Source organism: Paraburkholderia tropica (assembly GCF_914484835.1).
GTDB lineage: Bacteria > Pseudomonadota > Gammaproteobacteria > Burkholderiales > Burkholderiaceae > Paraburkholderia > Paraburkholderia tropica_A.
The window spans coordinates 23,619-40,852 of sequence record NZ_CAJZAR010000049.1; the positions used below are offsets into that span (position 1 = coordinate 23,619).

Consider the following 17,234-nt stretch of genomic DNA (forward strand, 5'->3'; position numbering starts at 1 on the left):
GCACTCGCGTGAGGTCGAGGTCCGCTTCCAATGGTCCAGCAGTCCGTCGTGCAAGGACGAGGGCTGCATCGGTCACCGTGGGTTTCGGCATCGAAACGGCGCAACGCTCTGTCGCAGGTGCCACGAGGACTTGTTGCCCTCAGGTCGGGCAGCCAGGCGAGGTAGAGGATGCGCTGACGCATCCCTCCAGCCCCGCCTTCCCGCCCATCAGGACGCGGGCGTCGATGCCAGATCGAGTGCCAAGGCTTGTGCGACTTCGATGCCGTCGATGGCCGCCGAATAGATGCCGCCGGCGTACCCGGCGCCTTCGCCTGCCGGATACAGACCTTCGACGTTCATGCTCTGGAAATTGTCTTTGCGGCGAATCCGGATGGGTGACGACGTGCGCGTCTCGACGCCGGTTAGCACGGCATCATGCATCGCGAAGCCTGCGATCTTCCTGTCGATCTGGGGGAGTGCTTCACGGATTGCTTCGATCACGTAGTCGGGCAGCGCCGTGCTGAGATCGGTCGGGTGCACGCCCGGCTTGTACGACGGCACGACAGAGCCAAGCGACGTTGACGGCCGGCCCGCGATAAAGTCTCCGACCAACTGACCGGGCGCCTGGTAATTGCCGCCGCCGAGTTCGAACGCCCGCTCTTCCCATTTGCGCTGGAACGCGATGCCCGCCAGCGGCCCCCCCGGATAGTCGTCCGGCGTGATGCCGACGACGATGCCCGCATTCGCGTTGCGCTCGGCGCGGGAATACTGGCTCATGCCATTGGTGACGACGCGGCCCGGCTCGGAGGTCGCCGCGACCACCGTGCCGCCTGGGCACATGCAAAAGCTGTACACGGCCCGCCCATTATTGGCGTGATGGACCACCTTGTAGTCGGCCGCGCCAAGTTGCTTGTGGCCCGCAAACTTGCCGAAGCGGCTGCGATCGATGAGCCCCTGCGGATGCTCGATGCGAAAACCCAGGGAAAACGGCTTGGCTTCGATGTACACGCCGCGATCGTGCAGCATCTGGAAAGTGTCGCGGGCGCTGTGGCCAACGGCCAGCACGACGTGGTCGCACGGCAGCGTTTCGCCGTTCGAGAGCTTGAGCGAGCGCACCTTGCCCTGATCGATTTCGATGTCGTCAACCCGGGTTTCGAAACGCACTTCACCGCCCAGTTCGTGGATGGTAGCGCGCATCTTTTCTACCATGCTGACGAGGCGGAACGTGCCGATGTGCGGACGGCTCAGATACAGGATGTCTTCCGGTGCGCCAGCCTTGACGAACTCCTCGAGCACCTTGCGGCCATAGTGGTTCGGGTCCTTGATCTGGCTGTACAGCTTGCCGTCGGAAAACGTCCCGGCCCCGCCTTCGCCGAACTGCACGTTGGATTCCGGATTGAGCACGGACTTGCGCCACAGGCCAAAGGTGTCCTTGGTGCGTTCACGCACGGCCTTGCCGCGCTCGAGAATAATGGGGCGGAACCCCATCTGCGCGAGGATCAGTCCCGCGAACAAACCACACGGCCCCATGCCGATCACCACGGGACGCGGACGAGTCGTGTGCTCGGGCGCCTTCGCTACAAACCGGTACGTCATGTCGGGCGTCACCCCGCAATGCGGCCGGCCGTCGATCTGCTTGCGCACCGCCGCTTCGTCCTTGACTTCGATGTCGACGATATAGGTCAGCTTGATATCCGAGCGCTTGCGTGCATCATGGGCGCGGCGAAATACGGTGTAGCGGACAAGCTCGTCTGCGGCTATGCCGAGATCCGCGAGGCGCGCGCGAACAGCGGCGTCAAGATCGGTTTCGGCATGGTCGAGAGGAAGTTTAATTTCGGATAAACGTAACATGGGTGCCAAGGTGCGATCGCCACGGGAATCGTGGCCAACCGGTATTTTATAGCTTTGGCGGATTCCCAAATGAAAAGGCGCCGTACGACGAAACGCCAGCGCTTCAGTGACAAGCGGAATGTGACTGTGTGGAAGCTGGCGGAGAAAGCCATGCGGGTGGCGGAGTTCGCCATGTGGACGGCTCGAAGCAGACCGCCGATCGGGCTGAATCGTGGCTCGACGGGATTTCTCGTCCGACCGGATGATATCGCGATCAATGGGTACGCCGAGATCCGTTCTCCTGGGAGCCGACGTTCGAATGTCCTCGCGCGGGTGCAAGCCAACGCCCGTTTCTGGCCGGCTACCGACCCATGCGTCGTGGAGGAGGGCGTTGCGATGATGGGCCGGCTCAGTGCGACCCATCTCGGACGCTCGTTTGCACATGCCTTCAACGGCAGGTTGCAGAGGTACAACGGTCGTATTCTTCGTGAACTGGCGCGCGGCGCCTTAGGTTCACTCTCACGGTGAAACCCCGAACAACTGAGCGACCACCCCACGCAGCCAGCGATTCCCCGCCTCCTGGTGATACCGCGCATGCCAGTGTTGCCGCACGGCGAAGCCATCTACGGGAACCGGGCACGAATGAACGGCGAGATCGCCCGCCTGCGCGAGCGTTTCGCCGATGTGACGTGGCAACGTGGCGACCAGATCGGTGGTCTGGACGATCGTTCCGAGCCCGAGGAACCCCGGCAGTTGCAGCACGACGTCACGCTCGATCCGTTCGCGCGCCAGCGCCTGTTCGAGCAGTTGCGCACCCGTGCCCGATTCGATGGCGACGTGCCCCTCCGAACGGTACTGCTTCAAACCGAGGCGCCCGCGAACGCGCGGGTGATGCCGGTTGGTCAAGCATACCCAGTCCTGCTGATAGAGCTGCTGCTGATAAATGCCGCCGCTGAGCCACGGCACATAGCCGATCGCGAGGTCGGCTTCACCCGACTCCAGCGCGCGCTCCGTGTTGCCATCGATTCCCGCAGCCTCGAGCCGGATGCCGGGCGCTTGCGCGCGCACGTGCGCGAGCAGGCGCGGCAGCAGCGTGATGTGGCTCGCATCCGTCATGCAGATGCGAAAGCGCCGCTGCGCCGTCGCGGGATCAAAAGCGATCTCCCACGCGACGAAGCGCCTGAGCGATTCGAGAATTTCGCGGCAAGGTCCGATCAGCGCGTCGGCTTGCGGCGTCGGCGCCATGCCGCCAGGCGTGCGGATGAAAAGCGGGTCCTGCAGCGTTTCGCGCAGCCGCCCGAGCCAGATGCTGATGGTCGGCTGGCTTTGCCCCAGTTGTTCCGCGACGCGCGTGACGCTGCGCGTGTCGTACAGCAAGTCGAAGAGCTGCAGCAGCTTCAGGTCGGGTAAATCGGGCGGCATCATGGTGTGGCGGTCATTATTGTCTGGGGCAATGACGTCATTGTAGTCATTGCATTGCCGATATGGGCGGCAACTCCTATCGTGTGCCTACACGTCAAGGAGATGCTCAGTGAAGATTGCGATTCTCGGCGCCGGCGCACTAGGCTGCGCGATCGGTGCCACCCTCACGGAGGGCGGCCACGAAACCTGGCTGCTGGACCGTTCGCCCGTCCATGTCGACATGATGCGTCGCGACGGTCTGCAGGTCGACGACGATAACGGCACGCGGCGCGTCGCGGTGCGCGCAGCGACCCACGCGAGCGAAGTCGGCGTGGCCGACGTGGTCGTCGTGCTGGTCAAGTCCTTCCACACCGACGCGGCGATGCGCGGCGCACTCGCGCTGATCGGGCCCGAAACGCTCGTGCTTTCGCTGCAAAACGGACTCGGACACGAAGACGTGCTCGCCGACATCGTGGGCCGGGAGCGCGTGCTGGCAGGCAAGACGTATGTGGGAGGCGTGCTGCGCGGTCCGGGGCATATCCAGTCGGGCGTCACCGGCAAGGCGACCTATATCGGCGAACTCGATGGCCAGATCACGCCTCGCGTGCAGGCGATTGCCGACGGGTTCAACGCCGCCGGGCTGATGACCACGGTCAGCGACAACATCATGGGCACGATGTGGGACAAGCTGCTCGTCAACGTCGCCACGGGCGCGATCACTGGCATCACGCGGCTCACCTACGGTCAGCTTTATGACGAGCCGTTGTTGAAGGCGACGGCGCTCGCGGCCATCGGCGAAGCCATGGCGGCTGCGCAGGCGGCGGGCATCGCGCTGTCGATGACGGACCCCGAGCAGGCTTGGACACTCGCAGCCGCTGGTCTCTCTCCCGCGTTCAAGACGTCGATGCTGCAGAGCCTCGAAAAAGGCTCGATCACGGAGATCGATTTCATCAACGGCTCGGTGGTGCGCTGGGGACAACGGCTCGGCGTGCCGACGCCCGTCAACGCGACACTGGTGGCGTGCATCAAGGGCATCGAGCGCGCAATGGCCGACGAACAGCGCAAGGAGGTGACGGCATGAGCGGCTCGAAGGCTTATCTGGAGCATGTCGCCATTTGGGTGAAGGACATCCAGTGGCATATCCGCTTCTTCGAAGACGTGCTCGGCATGAGCATGCGCGAAGTCGACGGCACCGTCGAAGCGCCGCGCCAGTACTGGACGCTCGGCGGCCTGCAGTTCATCCATGCGCCGCAACACGAAGGCCCCGAAGGGCGCCTCGCGCATCTTGGCGTCATGTGTGCAGACCTGGAAGCGGCATTGACTGCGGCCAAGGCCTATGGCGTAAGCGAAATGCCGCAAGGGCGCAACTGGCTGCGTCTGCCCGACGGCCTTGCCGTCGAACTGATTCAGGCGAGGCCCGCGTCGTGTGTCGCGCAGGCGCTGAGCATCAACCCGCGCGTGGAGGCGTGAGCATGACGATTATCGACAAGTACTGGGACGACGCCCGCGAAGGCGACGAGTGCGCGAGCCCGAACTACACCGTGACGAAGGAGCGCATTCTCGCGTACGCGGACCTCACGGGCGACCACACGCCCGTGCACGTGGACGAAGCGTATGCCAACGCGAGCCACTTCGGCTGCCTCGTCGCGCATGGGCTGTTCGGGCTCTCGATTGCGGACGGCCTCAAGACCCAGAGCGACTATCGCTTTCTGCCCGGCATGTCGCTCGGCTGGACGTGGGATTTTCTGCAACCTATCAAGGTCAACGATGTGCTGCACGTGAAGTTTCGCGTCGGCGCCATGCGGCCCAGTAACAGCCGTCCGGGCTGGGGCATCGTCGTGCTGCCGTCGGAATTGATCAATCAGGATAACCAGGTAGTGCAACGCGGCGAGCATCGTCTGATGGTGCCGCGCCGGCCGGGAGCGTTCTGATGCAGGCTCGTCCCCTCGAAGGCATACGCGTTGTCGACTATAGCCACTTCCTCGCCGGTCCCTACGTGGGCCGCTGCCTCGCGGCGCTCGGCGCCGAAGTCATCAAAGTCGAACGCCCTGGAAGCGGCGACGCGGGACGCCAGCACGCAACCGTGCTAGACGACCAGCAAAGCGGCTATTTCCTGCAACTGAACATGGGCAAGCGCGGCGTCAGCGTCAACATGAAGGACGCGCGCGGCAAGGAGTTCATGCGCCGCCTGTGCGACTCCGCCGATGTGTTCGTCGAAAACTACCGCCCAGGCGCGCTGGATAAACTCGGGTTGGGCTATGAGGCGCTTTCCGGGCGCAATCCGGGTCTCGTCTATTGTTCGATCTCGGCATACGGCCACACGGGCCCCGACGCGCATCGCGCCGGCTTTGGCCTGATCGCGGAAGCGAAGAGCGGCATCATGCAGATGGTAGGCACGCCCGGCGAGCCCCCGCCGCTGCTGCGCATTTCGCTCGGCGACATGTACACCGGCATTCACGCAGTGGCGGCGATCAATGCGGCGCTGCTTGGACGTGTGAAGAGCGGCCGCGGCCAGCACATCGACATGGCGCTGTACGACACGCTCGTTTCGATGCACGAGTACGCGGTGCAGTGCTACACGCTGCGAGGCGTGCTGCCGGAGCAAACCGGCCACGACATGCCTACCTCGACGCTTTACGGCGTGTTTCGGGCCGCAGACGGCGACCTCGTGATCGCGGCACAAGTGGATGACGCATGGAAACGTCTCGCCGCGCTGATCGAAACACATGGCGGACCAGCCGGATTCGGCAGCGATTCGCGCTTTCACGATAGCGTGGGCCGCAACACGCATCGGCAGGCGATTCTCTCCGTCGTGCAGCCGTGGGTTGCCGCGCGGCCCGTCGCACAGGTGCTCGAATTGCTGGATGGCATCGACGTGCCTTGCGCGAAGGTGCAGCGCATTGACGAAGTGCTCAACGATCCACAGATCCAGGCGCGCGGCATGGTGGTGGAACAGGATCATCCGCGTTACGGAAAGCTGCGTCTGCCCAACCTGCCATTCCGCTTTTCTCATTGCGACACGACCATCCGCGACTTCGCGCCCGATCTCGGGCAGCACAACATGGAGGTCGCGCAATCGCTCGGCTTCTCCGCCGCCGAAATCGATGCAATGCAAACCGAAGGCGTTCTCTACTCGAAGTGAGGCACCATGACTGACCCGTATGCAGTGATCGGGAATCCGATCGGACACACGAAATCGCCGTTGATTCATGGCCTGTTTGCTGAGGCGACACAACAGGCGATGTCGTACGTCGCGATCGAAGGTCCGCTCGACCCCGACGATGGATTCGCAAGGATAGTACGCCAGTTCGCCGACGAGGGTGGCAAAGGCATGAACGTCACCGCGCCGTTCAAGCTGAAGGCCTTCGCGCTCGCCGACGAACGCAGTGAACGCGCGGCGTTGGCGGGCGCGGCCAATGCGCTCAAATTCGAGAACGGCCGGATCATTGCCGAGAATTTCGACGGCATTGGCCTGTTGCGTGATATCGAGGTCAATCTCGGCGTTCCGCTCACTGGCAAACGTGTGTTGATGCTCGGTGCCGGCGGCGCGGCGCGTGGCGCGTTGCTGCCGTTTCTCGACACGGGTCCCGCCGAACTGGTCATCGCCAACCGCGATGTGTCCAAGGGCGAGGCATTGGCGGGCCAGGTCGGCGCGCGTGGCGCCGCGCTGCGTGTTCGCGGCTATGGCGATCTGCCTGCGATGGGCCGATTCGATCTCGTGGTCAACGCGACCTCCGCGAGCCTGACGGGTGAGTTGCCGCCTGTCCCGCCGAGCGTGTTCAGTCCCGATGGCACCGCGTATGAGCTGGCGTACGGCAAGCGGCTCACACCGTTCTTGCGGCTCGCGCGCAATGCAGGCGTGCATGGCGTCGCCGACGGCGTCGGCATGCTGGTCGAGCAGGCCGCCGAAGCGTTTGCATGGTGGCGCGGCGTGCGTCCGCAAACGGCCGCCGTTATCGACCGTCTCACTGTGCCGCTCGACTAGGCTAGCAAAGGAGAATCCGATGAAAAATGTCCTGATGCTCCATGGCATCAATCACAACATGTTCGGCAAGCGCGACCCCGCGCAGTACGGAACGGTGACGCTCGCCGATATCGACGCCAGGTTGCTGGCGCTGGGCGAAGAACTGGGCGTGCAGGTCGAATCGTTCCAGACGAACAGCGAAGCGGCGATGTGCGAGCGCATCCATCACGCTTACGAAGAGGGCAAGGACGCCGTGCTGATCAACGCTGGCGCGTGGACGCATTACAGCTACGGCATCCGCGACGCGCTTGCTATCCTGACCTGTCCGGTCGTCGAACTACACATGTCGAACATTCATGCGAGGGAGCCGTTCCGGAATCACTCGGTGTTCGCCGATATCGTCAAAGGGCAGATCTGCGGTTTCGGGATCGAGAGCTACCTTCTAGCACTGCGGGCGGTCCATGCGGACGTCTGTGCTTGAGTGGCGCGCGTGAATCGCAATCCGGGTACTTCCGCGGCGGTAAGTGATACGGCGAATGACGGCTCCCGGATGCAGTAAGGACCGTCAAACGTCACCGATTCAATACTCATGACTGGCCGAAACTGGCCGACTCGTGCCTCCTTGCGTCGGTTCGAATCGACCCAGATGAGGTCAGGCGAAACGGTGAACGATTGGCGACGATATCTCCTTTTGCGCGCGTCACGACGAGGTGTGAATCTGAACGCCTGGCCAATCGAGTCGAAGGAATCCGGTTGAAATAGCGGGACCATCGATTGGGAGCAAGCAATACTCGACACCACCTGGCGCATAACCCATCGATCCCCCATTCGTCGAGATAAGCCTCCCCCATAAATAGTGATCGGTTTTCACTGCGTTTCGCATCCTGTTTTGTGGCAATCCTGGGATATCGAGTTTTGACAGGAGGTGGGCCGCAACGTCCTTCTGAGTAAACAGATGCGGCGATCACATGATGATGGGATCGTTTAAATTCCCTTGACATGCGCAATTTGGCTTTTTACATTCGCTCCGACTGAGGCGTGACGTCGATACGTTCGACGCGCACCTCCGCGGCAGCGTTGCCGCGCGACATATGGAAGGCTACGTAGCCCCCGAACTTGCGTCTCATGACGCCGGTTTGGGGGCTTTTTTGTTTTCTGGAGATCAAAACACGATGGAGCCGTACCCCAGCGCAGGTCCGCCACCCGGCAGTTTCACCGTCGCGTGCGTGCAGATGGAGCCGCGCGTCGGCGCAGTCCGCGAGAACGTCGCGCGTGCGTGCGCGCTCATCGAGACGGCCGCGCGCAACGGCGCGTCGCTCGTGGTGCTGCCGGAGCTGGCCAATAGCGGTTATGTGTTCGAGAGCCGCGAGGAAGCGTACGCGCTCGCCGAATCACTGCCCGACGGCGAGACGGCGCGGGCCTTCGACGCCCTCGCCAGACAGTTCGGAATCCATATCGTCAGCGGCATCGCCGAGCGTGCGGGCGACCAGCTCTACAACGCCGCGCTGCTCACGGGACCGGCGGGGCCGCTCGGGATCTATCGCAAGCTGCATCTCTGGAACGAGGAAAAGCGCTTCTTCGAGCCGGGCGACGTGGGCGTGCCGGTATTCGCCACGCCGCTCGGGCGCATCGCCATGGCGATCTGCTACGACGCGTGGTTTCCCGAGACCTTCCGTCTCGCGGCGATGCAGGGCGCCGATCTCGTCTGCGTGCCGACCAACTGGGTGCCGATGCCCTCGCAGCCCGACGACCGCCCGGCCATGGCGACGACGCTCGCGATGGCCGCCGCGCACAGCAACGGTCTCGCGATTGCCTGCGCCGACCGCGTGGGCACCGAGCGCGGCCAGCCCTTCCTGGGCCAGAGCGTGATCGTGGGCGGCGACGGCTGGCCGATCGCCGGCCCCGCGAGCCCCGATCGCGAAGAGATCCTCTACGGCGCGATCGACGTCGCGCGCACACGCGCCGGACGCACGCTGAATCCGCGCAATCACGTTCTGCTCGACCGGCGCGTCGATCTGTACGACGCGCTGCTTGGCACGAAGATCGGCACGAAGATCGGCACGAAGATCGCGCGCCGCCCCTGAATAGACGTACCCGCATGACCGCACCACGCATCCACCACGAATCACCACAACTACGAGGAAGCATCATGACGTCGTTCAAACGCATCATCGCGGCCGCCGTTGCGGCGACGGCCGTCGGCGCCTGTCTGGGCGCGGCGGCGGCCGAGCCGATCAAAATCGGCGTCGCGGTCGGCTTGTCGGGCGCCAACAGCGTCGTCGCGCCGGCCGTCGTGCAGTCGTCGCAACTCGCCGTCGCCGAAATTAACGCGGCAGGCGGCATTCTGGGTCGCCCGGTCGAACTCGAAATCGCCGACGACGCCTCCGGCGCGGTCGGCGCACAGAAGGCCTACGACACGCTCGTGTTCCAGAAGAACGTGGACGCCATCATCTCGATGGAAACGAGCGCCGCGCGCAACGCCGCGCTGCCCATCGTCGCGCGCGGCAAGAAGCCGTTCATCTACACGTCGTTCTACGAAGGCCGCTCGTGCAGCCCGTGGATGTACGTGAACGGCTGGGTGCCCGAGCAGGTCGTGGCGCCGATCGTCGATTACTTCAGCAAGACGAAGGGCGCGAAGACGTTCTATCTGGTCGGCAACGATTACGCGTTCGGGCGCGGCATGCTCGACTTCACGAAGCAGTACATCGAGCAGCACGGCGGCAAGGTGATCGGCGAGGAATATCTGCCGATCGACGGCACGGACTGGACGCCGGTACTCTCGAAGATCCGCGCGGCGAAACCCGATGCGCTGATCAGCGCGACGGCGGGCGGCGCGCCGAACGTGGCGCTCGCCAAGCAGTTGAAGAGTGCGGGCCTCACGCTGCCGTACGGCAATCTCGCGATCGACGAAGGCACGGCTAAAGGCATGGGCGATGTCGCGAGCGGCGTCTATCTGGCCGCTTCGTATCTCACGAGCATCGATACGCCGCAGAACAAGAAGTTCATGGCTGCGCTCGACAGCAAGTTCGGCGCGGATGTGAAGACGCCGAACGAGTTGTCGGAGCCGCAATACGAGGCGTTTTTCCTCTACAAGGCGGCCGTCGAGAAGGCGGGGTCCACCGATCCGGCGAAGGTCGTGAAGGCGCTCGGCGAGGTGTCGTTCGACGGCCCGCGCGGCACGGTGCAGATGAACCGCAGCCGCCACGTGCCGCTCGCGATGCGGCTCGGGCAGATTCAGCCCGACGGCTCGGTGAAGGTGTTGCAGACGTTCAAGGATGTGGACCCGGGCCTGCAGTGCCCGAATCTCAAGTAAGCGCAGGCGCGATATCGGGCGCGTGCTTCCGCGAGGACGCGCGCGCCGAACGAGCAGGAGGCGACATGGCTTTGGTATTGGACATCGGCACGACGGCGGCGATGCTGTTCATCGTGACAGCCGGTTTGATGGTGATTTTCGGCGTCATGAAAATCGTGAATTTCGCTCACGGCGCGCTGCTGACGCTCGGCGGTTACGCGAGCTTCGTGGTCACGCAACTGAAACTCGATCCGTGGTTCGGCTTGCCGCTCGCGATTGTCGTGGGCACGGCGGTCGGCATGATCGTCGAGTGGGTCATCGTGCGGCCGCTGTATAAACGGCCGCTCGATGCGATTCTCGCGACGTGGGGGCTCGGCATCGTCATCGGCCAGATCATTGTGATGGTGTTCGGCCGCGAGGTGCAGTTCGTGCCGACGTCGATCAAGGGCGCGGTCTCGATCGCGGGCACCGAATATTCGGCGTACCGCTTGTTGCTGATACCGGTTGCGCTCGCGTTGTGCGCGGCGCTCACGCTGTTGCTGTCCGGCACGCGCTTCGGCGTGAAGACGCGCGCGGTGATCATGAACGAAGACCTCGCGCGCGGGCTCGGCATTCACTCGGGGCGCATCCGCTTCATCACGTTCAGTCTGGGCGCGGCGCTCGGCGCGCTCGCGGGCGCGCTGATCACGCCGCTGTCGAGCGTGGACCCCGACATGGGCGTCGCGTGGATCGTCAGCGCCTTCATGCTCGTGATGGTGTCGGGGCATTCGATGCTCAGCTTGCTCGTCACCTGCATCGTGTTCGGCGCGTGCCAGGTGCTCGTCAGCACGTTCGTGAGTCCGGTGCTCGGTGGCCTGACCATCGCGGTGCTGGCGGCGCTGACGCTGCGCATCCGTCCGCGAGGCTTCGCTCATGGCTAAGATCGACGTCTCGTTGTCCCACGATCGGACCGAAGCGAATGCGCTGGCGGGCGAGGGCGAAAGCGCGTCCACGCATCGCGCGCATCTTACGCATCGCGCGCATCTCGCGCGTCGCCGCCAGTCGTGGCGCGATCTCTCGATCGTGTTCGGCTGCGCGCTCGCGCTGCTGATCGCCGGGCCGTTTCTGTTCGGCTCGTATCTGCTCAACATCCTGATTCAAGCCTTTTTCTTCGCGGCGGTCGCCGTCACCGTCGATCTGTTGTGGGGCTACACCGGCTATCTGACGTTCGGGCAGTCGGCGTTCTTCGGGCTGGGCGCCTATGCGGCCGGGCTGGTGTTCACGCACGCGGGATTCTCGCCGCTGCATGCGCTGCTCGCCGCGGGCGCGGCCATCGCGGCGCCGGTCGTCGTCGCGGCGGTGGTCGGGTGGCTGTCGTTCTATCGCGGCGCGTCGCCGTTCTTCGCCACGGTGATGTCGCTCGTGCTGCCGATCGTGCTGACTCAACTGCTGCTGTCGGGCGGCACGTGGACCGGTTCGAGTTCCGGCCTCACCGGCTTCGAGACCTTCGATCTCTCGCTGGGCGCGTGGTACGGCATCGCGGGCGCGGCGCTGCTGGCGGTGGTCGCCGCCGCCTGGTGCTTCGTGCGCAGCGACGGCGGCCGTCTGCTCGCGGCGATCCGCGATAACGAGTCGCGCTGCGCCTATCTCGGCATCAATACGTCGCGGATCAAGATCGCGCTGCTGGCGGTGACGGCGGCAATCGCCGGGCTCGCGGGGTTTGGCTACGGCGCGTTCAGCGGCGTGGTCGCGCCCGAACTGTCGGGCTTCGTGCTCGGCACGCAGCTCATCATCTGGGTTGCGCTCGGCGGGCGCGGCACGCTGTGGGGGCCGGTGATCGGCGCGTTGCTCATCAACGTCGCCAGCGCCTATCTGAGCGGCAGCATGCCGTTCGCGTGGCAGCTGATTCTGGGCGCGGCGTTCGTCCTCGTGATTGTGCTGCTGCCGCAAGGGCTCGTGCCGCTGCTCGTGAAGCCGCTGCGCCGTTTCATGGCAGGCAGCACAGGCGCGCCCGCGTTGACCGAACGCGCGCCGCGCGACGATCACGCGCCGCAGCCCGGCCAACCGGCGCTGCAAATGAGCGGCGTGACGCGCCACTTCGGCTCGCTGAAGGTGCTGCAGGGCATCGACCTGGTCGCCGACGGCGGCGAACTGGTCGGCCTGATCGGCCCGAATGGCGCGGGCAAGACCACGCTGATGCGCTGCATGAGCGACGGCGCGGAGCGTTCGGCGGGCACCGTGATGCTGTGCGGCAGCGACATCGGCACGCTGGCGCCCGAGGGCTGCGTGAAGCTCGGGCTCGGACGCAAGTTCCAGAATGCCAACGTGTTCGAGACGCTGACGGTCGCCGAGTGCCTGCGCGTGGCGCGCACGCTCGTCGAGCGTCCGTCGTTCGTGCGCCGTTCGCCGACGCTCGCGCTGCCGCCGTATGCGCTCGACGTGATGCGCGCGACGCATCTGGATCGCAAGCTCGACGCCGTTGCGAAGGATCTCTCGCATGGCGAGCAGCAGGCGCTCGAACTGGCGATGGTGCTCGCGCTGGAGCCGCGCATCGTGCTGCTCGACGAACCCACGGCGGGGCTCACGAAAGTGGAGCGCACGCAGATCGGCGGCGTGCTCGCGGCGCTCGCGCATCGCTACGGGCTCTGCTGTCTGCTCGTCGAGCACGACCTCGATTTCGTGGCCGAGGTCGCCACGCGCATCGTCGTGCTGCATCAGGGCACGATGGTGATGCAGGGCAGTTTCGACGAAGTGGTGAACTCCGATCTGGTGAAGACCATCTACGCGGGCAGCGCGCAGGAGGCGGCATGAGTGAGATGAGCGAGATGAGTGATACGGCACTGGACGTTCGCGACATCACCAGCGGATACCGCAACTCGATCGTGCTGCGCAAGCTGTCGCTACGCGTGGCGGCGGGCGAAGCGCTCGCGCTGCTCGGCAAGAACGGCATGGGCAAGACCACGCTGCTCAAGACGATCATGGGTTATCTGCCGACGCAAAGCGGCACGATCCACGTGCGCGGCGCGAACGTCACGCGGCTCGCGCCGCATCGCATCGCGCGCGCGGGCGTGGCCTACGCGCCGCAGGAGCACGCGCTGTTTCATGACCTGAGCATTCGCGACAATCTGCGTCTCGGGCTCGAACAGGCGTCGACGTTCGACGAACGCTTCGCGCAGATCGAGCCGGTGTTTCCGGTGTTCAAGGATCGTCTGCGCCAGATGGCGGGCACGCTCTCGGGCGGCGAGCAGAAGATGCTGCTGGTCGCGCGCGCGCTGATGATGGCGCCGTCGATGATCCTGCTCGACGAAATCACCGAAGGGCTGCAACCGTCGGTCATCGACCGGCTCGCGCAGGCGCTGCGCTGGGAGCGCGAGCGGCGCGGCACGACGCTGCTGCTGATCGAGCAGAACGTGCCGTTCGCGCTCGCGGTCGCCGACCGCTACGCCGTGCTCAAGCAAGGCGCGATCATCGAGGAGGGCGACGCGAAGACGGACCGTGCCGCGCCCGCGATCTTCGCGCATCTGCGGGTCTAGGCGCCGTTACGTGAGTTCGATGTGCCGGAGCGCGTCTTCGAGTACGATCGAGCGGCGTAGCGTTGACGTCGGGCGCGTGCCGCGTGCCTCGTGCTTGATCCCGGCCGCCTCTAATCAGGAGAGAAGCGTCATGCAGTCCACATCACAACAGTCGCGGGGACAGCCGGCCACGGAGGCCGGATGGCGGATCGGCGTGCTGTACTCGCGCACGGGCGTGACGTCGGCGACCGAGTCCGAGCATTTTTTCGGCACCGTGCTCGCGATCGAGGAAATCAACGCGGCGGGCGGCGTGGACGGGCGCTTGCTCGATCCGGTCGTCTACGATCCGCGCAGCGACCCGGACGAATACCATCGGCTCGCCTCGCGTCTGCTCCAGGACGACGACGTGACAGTCATATTCGGCGGTTCGACCTCGTCGAGCCGCAAGGCGGTGCTCCCGCTGATCGAACGCTATAACGCGCTGCTCTGGTACTGCTCGATCTACGAAGGTTTCGAGTATTCGCCGAACGTCATCTATACGGGCGCGGTGCCGAATCAGAACAGCATGCAACTGGCCGCGTATCTGCTGCGCCATCATGGTCAGCGCTTCTTCCTGGTGGGCGCCGATTACATCTATCCGCGCGAATCGAACCGCATCATGCGCGACATGGTCGAGCAGCACGGCGGCGAGATCGTCGATGAAATCTATCTGCCGAGCGATGCCGAGCCGGCCGCGCTCGACGAGGTCGTGCGGCAGATTCGCGCCGCGCAGCCCGACGTGGTGTTCTCCACGCTGATCGGGCGCGGAGCGCGCAAGTTCTATCAGCTCTATCGCGAGCACGGTATCGACCCCGCGCGCATTCCCATCGCGAGCCTGACGATGACCGAGGGCGAGACGCATATGATCGGCCCCGAACTCTGCGGCCACCATATCGTCGCGGCCAGTTATCTGAACACGCTCGAACTCGCGGGCAACCGGCGCTTTCTCGACGCGTGGCGCGCGCGTTTCGGCGATCAGCCTGCCAGCATGTGGTCGGAGATGGCGTACAACCAGGTGCATCTGTTCGCGCTCGCGCTCGCGCGCACGAAGACGCTCGACACTGCGAAGCTCGTGGAGGCCGTGCACGAAGTCGAATTCGATTCGCCCGAGGGTCTCTTGCGGATCGACCGCGAGAACAATCATGCGATCCTCACGCCGCGCATCGCGGTCTGCCGCCCCGATGGCGCGTTCGACATCGTCTGGGAAGGGCGCGCGCCGATCAAACCCGATCCGTACCTGATCTCGTACGGCTTCGGCGAATTCTGGCTAGACGGAGAACGGCCATGACGACGTGGGCGCGCCGCCTGTTCGACGATCTGCGCACGCTGCGCGTGCTCGTCATCCATCCGCCCGGCGACGACCGCAACGTGCTCGACGAGCAGTTGCGCCGTATCGGCTGCCTCGTGACGGTGGTCTGGCCGTTTCCGTCACAGCTGCCGAGCGACGCCGACGTGGTGTTCTTTCTCGTGGGCGCCGATGTGCGCCGCGCGGGCAACTGGTGCGCGGCCGACACGCAGGCGACGCTGATCGCGCTCTCCGACTATGAAAATCCCACCGCGCTGAAGATGCTGCTCGATACGCAGGCGCACGGCGTGATCACCAAGCCTTATCGGTCGACGGGCATTCTGAGCACGCTGGTGCTCGCGCGCGCGGCGTCGGGCTACCAGCAGCGGCTGCAAAGCAAGATCGGCAAGCTCGAAGATGCCATCAAGGCGCGCCGCCACATCGAGCGCGCCATGCGCATTCTGATCGACGTGCACCGGCTCAGCGAAAACGAGGCCTACGAGCATATCCGCTCGCGGGCGACGCGCCTGCGAGCGACCGTCGGCGAAGTGGCGACGATGGTGATCGACGCTCATGAAGCGATGGAGAAGCTCGGTCTGGATAAACGGCCCGGTTGAGCGAGCGAGTCGATCGAATCAGTTGAGCGACCCGGGCCGGGCGGACCGCCGCGCCACGTGCAATGCGCGGGGCAGGTGATCCACGCAATCGAGCCCCAACCCGTCGCCACGATCACGCCCGACGACGACCGCGATTCGCAGCGCTCGCCCCCTTCAATCTCGTCGAGCGAGCAAGCGTGCGCGCGCGGACCGAATCGACCTAGAACTTCGTGCGGATTCCCGCGCCGAAGGTGTCGCCGCTCGACAGCTTGTCGAAGTGGTCGTACATATACGCCGCATAGACATCGGTGCGTTTGGACAGGGCATAGTCGTAGCCGAGCGCCGCGGTTTGCCGCGTCTGGTCGAGGCCGCCGCTGTCGCGCGAATACGCATACGACGCCATCACCGTGCCGCCGCCCAGCGCGACCGATACACCGGTCTGGTAGGTGTTCACATGCCAGCTGCTCGCGAGTTCGTCGTTCTTCGTGTACATGTACTGGCCGAAGAATTTCACCGCCTTCAGATCGTAGGACACGCCGACCTGCGCGACGCTCTGGCTGCGCATGCCTTCGACGAGCGTGCTCAGATCGCCGGGCGTGCTGTTGAAATTCGCGTATTGATAGACGCCGGTGGCCGCGAACGGACCATGGAAATAGAGGAATTGCGCGCTCCATTTCTTCGCGCCATTTTCGCCGGCCTGATTGCCGAGGCCATACATCAGCGAGCCGGAGAGGCCGTTATAGTTCGGCGTCGAATACTGCACGGTATTGCTCCAGCCCGAGTCGCCGATCACGCCCATGTCGGTCGTATAGCTCGGGCCGCTGCCGAGGCCCAGATACGTGTGCCAGATCATCGGCGAGAATTCGTATGAGTCCACGAACGGGTTGAAGAGGATCGTCGAGATAAAGAGCGGCGTGGTTTGGCGGCCGAGTGTCAGCGTGCCGTAGACCGATTCGATGCCGACGTAGGCGTTGCGGGAGAAGAAGGTGTCGCCGGTGAAGCGGCCCGCCTGGCCGTTTTGAGGCAGGAAAAAGTCTTCCAGGGCGAAGACGGCCTTGTAGCCGTTGCCCAGGTCTTCCGAGCCTTTCAGGCCCCAGTATGAGGTGGACATGCCGCCGCCCGATACTTCCCATGCGCGTTGGCCGCCCGGCATTTTTTGTGCGCCGATCCATGTGTCGACCTGGCCGTAGAGCTGGACGCTCGATTGTGCGTGGGCCGCAGCCGAGGTGAGTGCGAGTGTCGCCGCTGCGAGAAGCAGCCGTGCTGCTGGGTTTGCTGCCGATTGGTTTTTTGCTGGGTTTTTCATTTTGATTAGCATGGCTAATATTTCTTGTGAAAATTTTTTTGCGGGAGCGTG

16 protein-coding genes are annotated in these 17,234 nt (G+C 64.5%); 13 read left to right on the forward strand and 3 right to left on the reverse strand.

Translation table 11 applies throughout. The features are described 5' to 3' along the window. Positions 1 to 207: 207 nt before the first annotated feature. Both LDO54_RS16295 and LDO54_RS16300 read right to left on the reverse strand, forming a co-directional pair. Positions 208 to 1,830, reverse strand: coding sequence for an NAD(P)/FAD-dependent oxidoreductase (locus LDO54_RS16295; protein WP_224011889.1), 1,623 nt, complete (start codon positions 1,828 to 1,830; stop codon positions 208 to 210). 498 nt (positions 1,831 to 2,328) lie between these two features. Continuing rightward, positions 2,329 to 3,234 (reverse strand): LysR family transcriptional regulator, encoded by a 906-nt coding sequence (locus LDO54_RS16300; RefSeq protein WP_224011723.1) that lies wholly within the window; start codon positions 3,232 to 3,234, stop codon positions 2,329 to 2,331. 106 nt (positions 3,235 to 3,340) lie between these two features. On the opposite strand from LDO54_RS16300, the gene LDO54_RS16305 reads away from it, so the two are divergent. From LDO54_RS16305 to LDO54_RS16365, 13 genes are all read left to right on the forward strand, one after another. Next, positions 3,341 to 4,291 carry a ketopantoate reductase family protein gene (locus LDO54_RS16305; RefSeq protein ID WP_224011724.1) on the forward strand — a complete coding sequence of 317 codons (951 nt, stop codon included), beginning with the start codon at positions 3,341 to 3,343 and terminating at the stop codon, positions 4,289 to 4,291. After that, positions 4,288 to 4,680, forward strand: a complete 393-nt coding sequence (locus LDO54_RS16310) for a VOC family protein (protein WP_224011725.1) — start codon at positions 4,288 to 4,290, stop codon at positions 4,678 to 4,680. The genes LDO54_RS16305 and LDO54_RS16310 overlap by 4 nt, the downstream gene beginning before the upstream one ends. Before the next feature lie 2 nt (positions 4,681 to 4,682). After that, positions 4,683 to 5,141, forward strand: a complete 459-nt coding sequence (locus tag LDO54_RS16315; RefSeq protein WP_224011726.1) for a MaoC family dehydratase — start codon at positions 4,683 to 4,685, stop codon at positions 5,139 to 5,141. After that, positions 5,141 to 6,352, forward strand: coding sequence for a CaiB/BaiF CoA transferase family protein (locus LDO54_RS16320; RefSeq protein WP_224011727.1), 1,212 nt, complete (start codon positions 5,141 to 5,143; stop codon positions 6,350 to 6,352). The genes LDO54_RS16315 and LDO54_RS16320 overlap by 1 nt, the downstream gene beginning before the upstream one ends. Before the next feature lie 6 nt (positions 6,353 to 6,358). Then, positions 6,359 to 7,195, forward strand: coding sequence for a shikimate dehydrogenase (gene aroE, locus LDO54_RS16325; RefSeq protein WP_224011728.1), 837 nt, complete (start codon positions 6,359 to 6,361; stop codon positions 7,193 to 7,195). A 19-nt stretch (positions 7,196 to 7,214) separates the two neighbouring features. Continuing rightward, positions 7,215 to 7,655 carry a type II 3-dehydroquinate dehydratase gene (aroQ, locus tag LDO54_RS16330; protein WP_224011729.1) on the forward strand — a complete coding sequence of 147 codons (441 nt, stop codon included), beginning with the start codon at positions 7,215 to 7,217 and terminating at the stop codon, positions 7,653 to 7,655. 691 nt (positions 7,656 to 8,346) lie between these two features. Continuing rightward, a complete protein-coding gene (locus LDO54_RS16335; RefSeq protein WP_224011730.1) occupies positions 8,347 to 9,258 on the forward strand; it encodes a nitrilase family protein in 912 nt (303 codons plus the stop codon). A gap of 65 nt (positions 9,259 to 9,323) precedes the next feature. Then, positions 9,324 to 10,487, forward strand: a complete 1,164-nt coding sequence (locus LDO54_RS16340; RefSeq protein WP_224011731.1) for a substrate-binding protein — start codon at positions 9,324 to 9,326, stop codon at positions 10,485 to 10,487. A gap of 65 nt (positions 10,488 to 10,552) precedes the next feature. After that, positions 10,553 to 11,386 carry a branched-chain amino acid ABC transporter permease gene (locus LDO54_RS16345; protein ID WP_224011732.1) on the forward strand — a complete coding sequence of 278 codons (834 nt, stop codon included), beginning with the start codon at positions 10,553 to 10,555 and terminating at the stop codon, positions 11,384 to 11,386. Next, entirely contained in the window at positions 11,379 to 13,256 is a 1,878-nt protein-coding gene (locus LDO54_RS16350; RefSeq protein WP_224011733.1) for an ABC transporter permease subunit, read from the forward strand. The genes LDO54_RS16345 and LDO54_RS16350 overlap by 8 nt, the downstream gene beginning before the upstream one ends. A gap of 14 nt (positions 13,257 to 13,270) precedes the next feature. Continuing rightward, complete coding sequence (locus LDO54_RS16355; RefSeq protein WP_224011890.1) at positions 13,271 to 13,978, forward strand: branched-chain amino acid ABC transporter ATP-binding protein; 708 nt, start codon at positions 13,271 to 13,273, stop codon at positions 13,976 to 13,978. A 130-nt stretch (positions 13,979 to 14,108) separates the two neighbouring features. Further along, positions 14,109 to 15,284: a transporter substrate-binding domain-containing protein gene (locus LDO54_RS16360; RefSeq protein WP_224011734.1), complete on the forward strand. Its 1,176-nt coding sequence runs from the start codon at positions 14,109 to 14,111 to the stop codon at positions 15,282 to 15,284. Further along, positions 15,281 to 15,898 (forward strand): ANTAR domain-containing response regulator, encoded by a 618-nt coding sequence (locus LDO54_RS16365; protein WP_224011735.1) that lies wholly within the window; start codon positions 15,281 to 15,283, stop codon positions 15,896 to 15,898. Before LDO54_RS16360 ends, LDO54_RS16365 begins: the two co-directional genes overlap by 4 nt. Before the next feature lie 199 nt (positions 15,899 to 16,097). On the opposite strand, the gene LDO54_RS16370 is transcribed toward LDO54_RS16365, so the two are convergent. Continuing rightward, the gene (locus LDO54_RS16370; RefSeq protein ID WP_224011736.1) at positions 16,098 to 17,183 is read right to left on the reverse strand and encodes a porin; all 1,086 of its coding nucleotides are present in this window, start codon (positions 17,181 to 17,183) and stop codon (positions 16,098 to 16,100) included. Positions 17,184 to 17,234 lie beyond the last annotated feature (51 nt).

What these genes read in the sequence shown, in the direction of transcription:
- LDO54_RS16370 (WP_224011736.1), bottom strand. Translation starts at nt 17,183, where the DNA reads ATGAAAAACCCAGCAAAAAACCAATCGGCAGCAAACCCAGCAGCACGG.
- LDO54_RS16295 (WP_224011889.1), bottom strand. Translation starts at nt 1,830, where the DNA reads ATGTTACGTTTATCCGAAATTAAACTTCCTCTCGACCATGCCGAAACC.
- aroQ (WP_224011729.1), top strand. Translation starts at nt 7,215, where the DNA reads ATGAAAAATGTCCTGATGCTCCATGGCATCAATCACAACATGTTCGGC.
- aroE (WP_224011728.1), top strand. Translation starts at nt 6,359, where the DNA reads ATGACTGACCCGTATGCAGTGATCGGGAATCCGATCGGACACACGAAA.
- LDO54_RS16355 (WP_224011890.1), top strand. Translation starts at nt 13,271, where the DNA reads ATGAGTGATACGGCACTGGACGTTCGCGACATCACCAGCGGATACCGC.
- LDO54_RS16310 (WP_224011725.1), top strand. Translation starts at nt 4,288, where the DNA reads ATGAGCGGCTCGAAGGCTTATCTGGAGCATGTCGCCATTTGGGTGAAG.
- LDO54_RS16335 (WP_224011730.1), top strand. Translation starts at nt 8,347, where the DNA reads ATGGAGCCGTACCCCAGCGCAGGTCCGCCACCCGGCAGTTTCACCGTC.
- LDO54_RS16360 (WP_224011734.1), top strand. Translation starts at nt 14,109, where the DNA reads ATGCAGTCCACATCACAACAGTCGCGGGGACAGCCGGCCACGGAGGCC.
- LDO54_RS16350 (WP_224011733.1), top strand. Translation starts at nt 11,379, where the DNA reads ATGGCTAAGATCGACGTCTCGTTGTCCCACGATCGGACCGAAGCGAAT.
- LDO54_RS16365 (WP_224011735.1), top strand. Translation starts at nt 15,281, where the DNA reads ATGACGACGTGGGCGCGCCGCCTGTTCGACGATCTGCGCACGCTGCGC.
- LDO54_RS16345 (WP_224011732.1), top strand. Translation starts at nt 10,553, where the DNA reads ATGGCTTTGGTATTGGACATCGGCACGACGGCGGCGATGCTGTTCATC.
- LDO54_RS16340 (WP_224011731.1), top strand. Translation starts at nt 9,324, where the DNA reads ATGACGTCGTTCAAACGCATCATCGCGGCCGCCGTTGCGGCGACGGCC.
- LDO54_RS16300 (WP_224011723.1), bottom strand. Translation starts at nt 3,234, where the DNA reads ATGATGCCGCCCGATTTACCCGACCTGAAGCTGCTGCAGCTCTTCGAC.
- LDO54_RS16320 (WP_224011727.1), top strand. Translation starts at nt 5,141, where the DNA reads ATGCAGGCTCGTCCCCTCGAAGGCATACGCGTTGTCGACTATAGCCAC.
- LDO54_RS16315 (WP_224011726.1), top strand. Translation starts at nt 4,683, where the DNA reads ATGACGATTATCGACAAGTACTGGGACGACGCCCGCGAAGGCGACGAG.